Origin of the sequence: Microcoleus sp. C2D2, assembly GCF_036702495.1 — a bacterium.
Classification (GTDB): domain Bacteria; phylum Cyanobacteriota; class Cyanobacteriia; order Cyanobacteriales; family Microcoleaceae; genus Microcoleus.
The window spans coordinates 1-8457 of the sequence record NZ_JAUBTO010000033.1 but is presented as its reverse complement, the minus strand read 5'-3'; the positions used below and the strand labels follow the sequence as shown (position 1 = coordinate 8457).

Annotated in this window: 5 protein-coding genes; 2 read left to right on the top strand and 3 right to left on the bottom strand. The window is 46.2% G+C overall.

Features of this window, described 5'->3' with window-relative positions; all coding sequences use genetic code 11:
• Positions 1 to 182 precede the first annotated feature (182 nt).
• Together QUB61_RS13345 and QUB61_RS13340 are read right to left on the bottom strand one after the other, a co-directional pair.
• Positions 183 to 1283, bottom strand: coding sequence for a glycosyl transferase (locus QUB61_RS13345; protein WP_333129052.1), 1101 nt, complete (start codon positions 1281 to 1283; stop codon positions 183 to 185).
• Positions 1284 to 1788: 505 nt separating this feature from the next.
• On the bottom strand, positions 1789 to 2802 hold the full coding sequence (locus QUB61_RS13340) for a hypothetical protein (RefSeq protein ID WP_333129050.1): 1014 nt from the start codon (positions 2800 to 2802) through the stop codon (positions 1789 to 1791).
• Positions 2803 to 2924: 122 nt separating this feature from the next.
• Between QUB61_RS13340 and QUB61_RS13335 the strand changes: the two genes are divergently transcribed.
• A complete protein-coding gene (locus tag QUB61_RS13335) occupies positions 2925 to 3491 on the top strand; it encodes a hypothetical protein (RefSeq protein WP_333129048.1) in 567 nt (188 codons plus the stop codon).
• A 435-nt stretch (positions 3492 to 3926) separates the two neighbouring features.
• On the opposite strand, the gene QUB61_RS13330 is transcribed toward QUB61_RS13335, so the two are convergent.
• Positions 3927 to 5111, bottom strand: a complete 1185-nt coding sequence (locus tag QUB61_RS13330) for an RNA-guided endonuclease TnpB family protein (protein ID WP_333129046.1) — start codon at positions 5109 to 5111, stop codon at positions 3927 to 3929.
• A gap of 520 nt (positions 5112 to 5631) precedes the next feature.
• Here QUB61_RS13330 and QUB61_RS13325 point away from each other — a divergent pair.
• Positions 5632 to 8100, top strand: a complete 2469-nt coding sequence (locus tag QUB61_RS13325; protein ID WP_333129043.1) for an ATP-dependent Clp protease ATP-binding subunit — start codon at positions 5632 to 5634, stop codon at positions 8098 to 8100.
• Positions 8101 to 8457: the final 357 nt, after the last annotated feature.

Here is an 8457-nt window from a genome sequence, read left to right as displayed (position 1 = left end):
GATTTTAGATTTTAGATTTTGGATGAGACTATCGATTTTAGATTTTAGATTTTAGATTTTAGATTTTGGATGAGACTGATGCAGAACTCTTCAGTCTGGCGTTGCGCCTCCTTTGTTTAACTGTTAAGCGATTTCAATCGCCCTCCTCCAGCTTTGTTTGTCTAGGATCGATTTCAATCGCCTTATCTAAAATAATCTACAACAGCTTGGGCGATCGCCTCCGTACCATTTTTATCCAATTTACCCGACAAACGGGGCGGATGCAGCGGTCTTCGCAAAAACTCCCAATCTCCCTCAAAAAACTCCGCCGCCGTCACAATTTGATGTTCCGCATAATTTTGAAGCCATTCCAGCAACACCGGAGCTTCTGCAAAACCTTCTCTCATTATAGAAACAACAGGTATTTCCAAGCGCAAAGCTTCCGCAAAAGTGCTGTATCCCGGTTTAGAAAGTAAGCGCCCGCAGACAGGCATAATATCAACAGGACGCGGTAAAATCGGGAGAAATTTTGTAAACTCCTGATTTGTGGCTTTAATCAAATTCGGCAAATCGGGACATCCAGCATCAAAAGTGATAAATTGCCAGTCGCTAAATAGCTGTAAATTTTGATAAGGAATGTCCTCTACACCCAGTCCGCCGAAAGTCAGCAATACAGTTTTTTCCAGCGGTGTTTCGATTCCGAATATTTCCCGAACTCGATCGTTACTGTAGCGAGGATTGCCGCCAGTTAAGCCAACATCTTGAATATTTGGGAAAGCTGACATCGGTTCGTGTAAAGGAAGACGAAAAAGCCGATCGCACATTCCGAAACACTCACCAATCCAATCTGCTATTTCTGCAAATTCCCCGCCCCAATCTCGATAGATAAAATCCCACCCGAAATTGGCCATCATCCAGCAAGGAACCCCAGCAGATGCGGCGATTCGCGTTGCCAAAGGAGGAATGTCTGCCAGCACCAAACCCACCCGATTTTGCTTGATAAAATTCACTTCGCTTGCAATTAGCGAATTTTGCTTTTTCCGAATTTCCCGCAATTTTTCCAGTGTCGCGTCTTTATCCATATTCAAACTGTCAGCTTGCACGACACCCACATCAAAAGCGCGGGGACGGTGGATAAAGTCGCCACCAATGTAAGATTCTAGCAGCCAGCGAGGTGCAGTTGTTGTAATAATTAGTAAAATATCTGGATTTAATTCTTGAATTTTTGCAGCTACGGAGGAGACTGGGACAGCGTGGCCGAATCCGTGATTCGTGATGGCAATATATAATGTTGGTCGAGACATTGATAATAGGGAATTGGGAATAGGGCATCGGGCATCGGGCATCGGGAATTGCGAATTGGAGGTAGAGACTGGAAGGCAACAAGACCAAGCTTCAAGGGACGCAGAACGAACAATGACACAATTAATAACTAATGACTAATGACTAAGCGGTTGTGTATTTAAATTGTATATTCCTAACCTGGCTCAGAGCAACGGTTCAGAATATCTTTATTATTATTTTAGATGCAATTTAACTGCTGAATAGCTTATGCTACCGATTGATACTATCTCCGGTCGATTGACTATAATAAAATTAGTTTTTAATGATGCACCCCACTCCTCTCTTTATGAATAAATTAAAACTAAAATTTTTCCTCCTAAGCTGTCACGCATTTAAATTGCATATTCAGGGCGGGCTAGACGGCCCACCCCACAAGACACCGAATTGTTTGTTGACATTCTATTTAAATGCCGCAACAGCTTAACTTAATTATAATTGTACAGGCATCGAATATGCAAGAACTCATCAATTGGAGGTGCTTTTCGACCAAACAGGCAATTGATTAATCTTGTCCAGAGTTATATCGACATACTTTTTACCGTCCGCCGCTTGATTTTCCCCAAAATATCCATCATCGCCGTCGTGCTTGTGAGGGCCGCTGAAAGCTTCTGCATAGCGACCTTGTAAACGAGCTTGATTGAAAGGAGAAGTCGCGAACCAGTACCAGCGACTCGGAAAAACTATGCCGCCAATATCCTCAATTGAATCTCGAGTGCCGCGCAAGTGGAAAATGCGATCGGCCTCTGCAAAACCCTTCTCTCCCGAAAACACGCCCCCAACCGAAATAACAGTAATTTCTGCATTCAGCCATTCTTTAAGATCGTGAGTAGCACCCAAAGCAACTTGTGCGCCGCCGCTAGTGCCAATTAAAATAACTTTCAAAGGTTGTTGAGGATTAACTGTAATGGGAGATTTAGCATTCATGCGATCGATAATTGCATTAGCCATGCCCTGATTGTATGCAAAACCGTAGCGATAATCAAGAGAAATTGCAAACCTCCAGAGATTGCGAATTTTGATGAATATATCCCCTGCAATCGGTCCGCTTTTTGCGTTTTCTGCAAACCGCCAAAAAGGAGCTAGCCACCGCTGTCCTCCTAAACTTTTGTTAGAAGCTGAATAAGGAAAAACATCGCCCACTGCTACGCACTGCGGGTGACTTCCAACTAAACGCTTGAGAAAAAACTCTTCTCCTGGGGTTAATTCGTCCCCCGAAAAATCGCCAACTCCCGGTAAAAAGATGATATAACAATTGAGCGGCGAAGACTTGGGCGCTTCTATATTGCCGTTGTTTGAGGGCAATATCTCCGGCGGATTTTTCTTGAAACCCAAAGTTTCTGCACTTTGGCCCAGCCACCATATAACAGTTCCCACCGGGGAAAGAATGCCCCAAACTAACAGGATTACACCTGCGACGAGCAACAAATTTAAACTTCTCCCGCGCAGCCACCCAAGTATCCGTAAAATCAATCTTAGCATTTAATAAAATCTGGTAGAATGCCAATTAATTACCTAATTAGGTAGAAATATTTCGGTGATTCTGCTGTATTAGAGCTTATTTTGTATAAATTGTCAACCATCTTGAGGAGCAGGACTTCAACGTGAAGGGAGAAGATTCAATTGCAGGTTTGGGGGGAACGATTTGGAACGCACTTTCTTTGAACGGCAATTTTTACGAAAAAACTCCCTACACTCGCAGAACTAAGCGGATAGCTTTAACAATTGTAATTTTAGCTGCGGTGTCCCGGGTGTTGGGCAGTGCCGTCATCTTGTTAATCAACCGAACTGAGCTATCAGTATTATTTCTAGGACTTTGGATAGAGGGTTTGGCAGTCGCGGGGGGTTATTATTTTTGGACTTTCACTATATTTAAAATCGGAGGGTGGCTGAAACCGGGTCACGTAACTTATAGGGAGTTGTTGGTTCCGATCGGCTTTGCTTACTCCCCCCAGGCGCTGAATTTCTTAACCTTAATTCCCTTGCTGGGAGAAGGAATAGAGCGGATATTAGCTGTGTGGAGTTTGCTAGCTGTAATTGTGGCGGTTCGCCAAGGTTTGGATATTAAAACTCGCTGGGCGGTGTTAATTTGTCTGGTGGGTTGGCCGTTGATCCAAATTGCGATCGGCTTTGTAAAAGTAATTGAACAGTTGCTTTCACGATGGCTTTAAAAGTAGCAAAGTGTAATATAGCCTTTCTCAGTAACATGAGGTGTTCTTGGGCATTGGGCATGGGGCATTGGCCCGCGCAGGGCATTGGCCCGCGCAGGAAGAGTACCTTACTTTCCTGAGAACCGCTATAGTTAAAAAGGCAAAAGCACCAAAAAAGTACATTTCTTAAGTTTTCATGATTTCTCCGGCTATGCGAGTCACAGGTGCAGAGCGAGTTATGGTGCGTGACGATTGAAACCTTGTGCACCTGCTCGCATCTATTCGCAGTCGGGCACCATAAATTTGCTTTAAAATAGGATAAAACTGTCAGGCTTAAAAAAGCCAAAAGCACAAAAAAACTGCCGGCTCAACTCCGGGTAATTCCTCCGGCAAGTATGCAAATAATAGCAATTGACATTCACCCCGGCGTAAACGCACGGGGATTCCCAAACATCACTATTTGGGTTTCTGCTTCCGTCCCCGAGGGGATTTCGCACCAGCCTTCACAGATTTACTCTGTTCGGGTCTTACGGTCGCTCCACAGACTGACACGGCAAGCCCTGCCGCCAAAATGTTTTTTGCCGCGTTGATGTCTCGGTCATGGTGAGTGCCGCACCGAAGACAGTCCCATTCCCGGATAATCAACGGCAATTTGTCAACGATGTAGCCACAATTTCCACATCGCTTTGAACTCGGGAACCAGCGATCAATTTTAATTAAAGTGCGACCGTACCAATCGCACTTGTAATCAAGTTCTCTGATTAACTCGCCCCAACTTGCGTCACTTATAGCTAGAGATAGTTTCCGATTCTTGACCATATTCTTCACAGCTAAGTCTTCTACGGCGATGGTTTGGTTTTCACGCACCAACCGCGTTGTTAACTTGTGAAGATTATCTTTCCTTGCATCAGTAATTTCTTGATGCACTTTCGCTACCTTAAGGCGTGCTTTGTAACGGTTGTTTGACCCTTTTTGCTTGCTACTTAAAGATTTTTGCGCTCTTCTAAGCTTGCGATACTTTGCCTTAAATCCTTTGGGATTGGCAATCTTTTCGCCAGTGCTTAGAGTAAGCAAGCTTGTAATCCCCAGGTCGATGCCGACTTGATTGTCTGTTTTGGGTAATGATTCAATTTCAACATCTACCAGCAGAGAGACTGACCACCTACCTGATGGTGCAAGCTTCACGCTTAAGGTTGATGGGATTGCACCATCGGGTAGTGTCCGACTCCAGCGAATCGGTAATGCTTGCGTGCTTTTTGCTAGGTAGACTTGTCCATCTCTGAACTTAAATGCTGATTTGGTAAATTCTGCACTACCACCATTGCGTTTCTTTTTGAAGTTAGGATATTTTGCCCGCCCATCAAAAAAGTTGGTATAAGCCGTTTGTAAATGTCTCAAACATTGCTGCAATGGTACACAGCTAACTTCGTTGAGAAAATTTAGTTCTTCGGTTTGCTTCCATTCGGTTAACATCGAAGAAGTCTCAGCATACCCTACCCGTTTTTGTTCTGCGTACCAAGCTTCAGTTCTTGCGGCTAAAGCACGGTTGTAGACTAAACGAGCACAACCCAAAGTACGTCGCAACAAACTTTCTTGTTCCGGCGTTGGGTAGAATCGATAGCTGAAGGCTTTTAGAGTCATGTCTACCTTAAACTTACTATTTCACATAGTAGCACGTCTTGTGTGACATAGTAAATGTAAACGATAATTCATGTAAAGCCGTCCTAAAAGGACGGGGTTTCAGACCCATTTTTTGATGAAAAACGCGGCCAATTTTGCCATTGCGAGCCGGAGATCCCCCAAGTCCCTTAACCTGTTAAAATAAAATTGCTTTGGGGCGAAATACTCTGCATCGCAGCGCATCATTGCAAACAAAAGCATTCCTAGCTCGTACTCGAAACAGTTTCGCTTGCTTTCTTTGAGAGAATGCTTGACAGGGTGGCTGTGGGACAGTAGATTGAGGCACAGCAGATAGCATGATTCTTGACGGCAACCACACCCCTACTATTCGGCTCTCCCCCCTGTTCGCCCCCCCTTAGCAACGATACATTGTTAGAGAAGGAAATACACAAAAATTTACATCTATAATTGGTGTAAAGTTCCAAATCGCTCCTTACCAGCAGCGATACAGCCCTCGCCAAGACAGTAGGATAGAAAAAATATGTTTGAACGCTTTACAGAACAAGCCATTAAAGCAATCATGCTAGCCCAAGAGGAAGCGCGGCGCCTCGGCCACAATTTTGTAGGCACCGAGCAAATCCTCCTGGGACTCGTGGGCGAAGGCACTGGCATCGCTGCAAAAGTCTTACTGGATATGGGCCTCAACTTGAAAGAGGCGCGCAATGAAATCGAAAATATCATCGGCAGAGGTTCCGGGTTCCTCCCGCCGGAAATTCCTTTTACGCCCCGCGTCAAGCGCATTTTTGAGACGGCGCTCAACGAAGCGCGGCAGTTAGGCCACAATTACATTGGCACCGAGCACATCCTGCTGGGGCTGATCCAAGACGACGAAGGGGTGGCGGGGAAAGTGCTGCAAAACTTGGGGATCGATCGCCAGAGAGTCCGCACGCAGGTAATTCGTGCCGTGGGAGAAGTGGCGGCGGTACCCGGAGGCAGGGGGGATAGCGGCGATCGCAAAATCCCGACTTTAGAAGAATTCGGTACAAACCTGACCAAGTTAGCTGCAGCAGGCAAACTCGATCCCGTCGTGGGCCGCGAAAATGAAATCGAGCGCGTGATCCAAGTGCTCGGCCGCCGCACGAAGAACAATCCAGTCTTAGTAGGCGAACCGGGAGTCGGCAAAACAGCCCTCGCCGAAGGCTTAGCCCAGCGGATTGTTAATAGAAACGTCCCGGAAATTTTAGAAGACAAACAAGTAATCAGCCTCGATATGGGTTCGCTGATTGCTGGTACAAAGTTCCGAGGCGAATTTGAAGAACGGCTGACGAAAATCATGGCCGAAATTCGTGCTGCCGGCAACATCATTCTGGTAATAGATGAAATTCACACGTTAGTCGGTGCAGGCGCAATTCAAGGCAGCATGGACGCCTCCAATATGCTCAAACCAGCCCTGGCTAGAGGCGAATTGCAGTGTGTCGGCGCAACTACCTTGGACGAATATCGCAAACACATCGAGCGCGACGCGGCCTTAGAACGCCGATTCCAACCGATCAAAGTCGGCGAACCGAGCGTGGCTGAAACAATAGAAATATTGTACGGGTTGCGATCGGCTTACGAACAGCATCACAGACTGACAATTTCCGACGCAGCTTTAGAAGCAGCGGCCACACTGTCAGACAGGTATATTAACGATCGGTTTTTGCCAGACAAGGCGATCGACTTAATTGACGAAGCAGGTTCCCGCGTCCGCGTGATGAATTCACAAACCCCGCCCGAAGTTAAAGAGCTCAAAAAGCAACTGCCTGCAGTAACAAAAGAAAAAGATACAGCAGTGCGCGAGCAAGACTTCGACAAAGCTGGAAAATTGCGCGATCGCGAATTAGAAATTGAAGCCGAAATCGCCGAAGCTACGATCAACAAAAGCCAAGTCAAAATCTCTCCCATCGTCACCGAAGAAGACATCGCGCACATCGTGGCTAATTGGACGGGAGTACCGGTCAGCAAGCTGACAGAATCCGAATCTGAATTGCTGCTGCACATGGAAGACACGCTGCACCAGCGCTTGATCGGTCAAGAAGAAGCTGTCAGCGCAGTTTCTCGGGCCATCCGCCGCGCGCGGGTAGGCTTGAAAAATCCGAATCGCCCGATCGCCAGTTTCATCTTTTCCGGCCCCACAGGCGTCGGGAAAACGGAACTTACAAAAGCCCTGGCAACATATTTCTTCGGTTCCGAAGAAGCCATGATTCGGTTAGATATGTCCGAATTCATGGAACGCCACACGGTTTCTAAACTCATCGGTTCGCCTCCGGGTTACGTTGGCTACGATGAAGGCGGCCAACTAACAGAAGCAGTCCGGCGCCGTCCTTACACCGTCGTGCTGTTCGACGAAATCGAAAAAGCTCACCCGGATGTCTTCAACATGATGCTGCAAATCTTGGAAGACGGTCGCTTGACTGATGCTAAAGGTCGGACAGTTGACTTTAAGAATACGCTGCTGATCATGACCTCAAACATCGGTTCGCGAGTGATTGAAAAAGGCGGCGGCGGTCTCGGTTTTGAGTTTAATGACAACTTTGCAGATGTTCAATACAACCGCGTTCGCAATTTGGTCAACGAGGAACTGAAACAGTTTTTCCGTCCCGAATTTCTGAATCGCTTGGATGACATTATTGTCTTCCGCCAGTTGAATAAGGAAGAAGTCAAGCAGATTGGCGACCTCATGTTGCGGGAAGTTTTCAGCCGTTTAAGCGAACAGGGTATTACTTTGTCCGTCACAGAAAAGTTCAAGGAACTGTTAGTTGTAGAAGGCTACAATCCCAGCTACGGTGCTCGACCTTTGCGGCGCGCAATCATGCGGTTGTTGGAAGATGTACTGGCTGAGGAAATGCTGTCTGGGAAGCTGAAAGAAGGCCAAAAGGCGATCGTTGATGTAGATGAAAACGGTCAGGTTAAAGTGTTGCCCGATGGTTCATCTGAGCCGAAATTGCCCGAATTCGCATTAAGCCATTAATGCACTCTACCAACGGATAAATACAGTTGATTAAAAACCCGGTTTCTCGGAGAAGCCGGGTTTTTAATTAAAAAATACGAGTAAAAAAAAGCAGGGCGTAAAATTCAGTCAACAGTCAACCACGGACACAGCAACCGGACTCGATCTAATTAATCTGCGTTAATCTGTGTTGCATCTGCCCTCATCTGCGGTTAAAAAAAGATAATTTCTTGACCGCAGATGAGAAGGGATTGACGCAGATTCACGCAGATAAAGAGAAGAGATATATGAAGAATTCCCATGCTAAGCTGTGTTGCATCTAGATTGCCTATGGTATTAGAGAGGGAGAGGGGGTGAAGGGGAGAGGGGGAGAGGATT

Coding starts and splice junctions, on each gene's coding strand:
- QUB61_RS13340 (WP_333129050.1), bottom strand. CDS start 2,802: ATGCTAAGATTGATTTTACGGATACTTGGGTGGCTGCGCGGGAGAAGT.
- QUB61_RS13330 (WP_333129046.1), bottom strand. CDS start 5,111: ATGACTCTAAAAGCCTTCAGCTATCGATTCTACCCAACGCCGGAACAA.
- QUB61_RS13325 (WP_333129043.1), top strand. CDS start 5,632: ATGTTTGAACGCTTTACAGAACAAGCCATTAAAGCAATCATGCTAGCC.
- QUB61_RS13345 (WP_333129052.1), bottom strand. CDS start 1,283: ATGTCTCGACCAACATTATATATTGCCATCACGAATCACGGATTCGGC.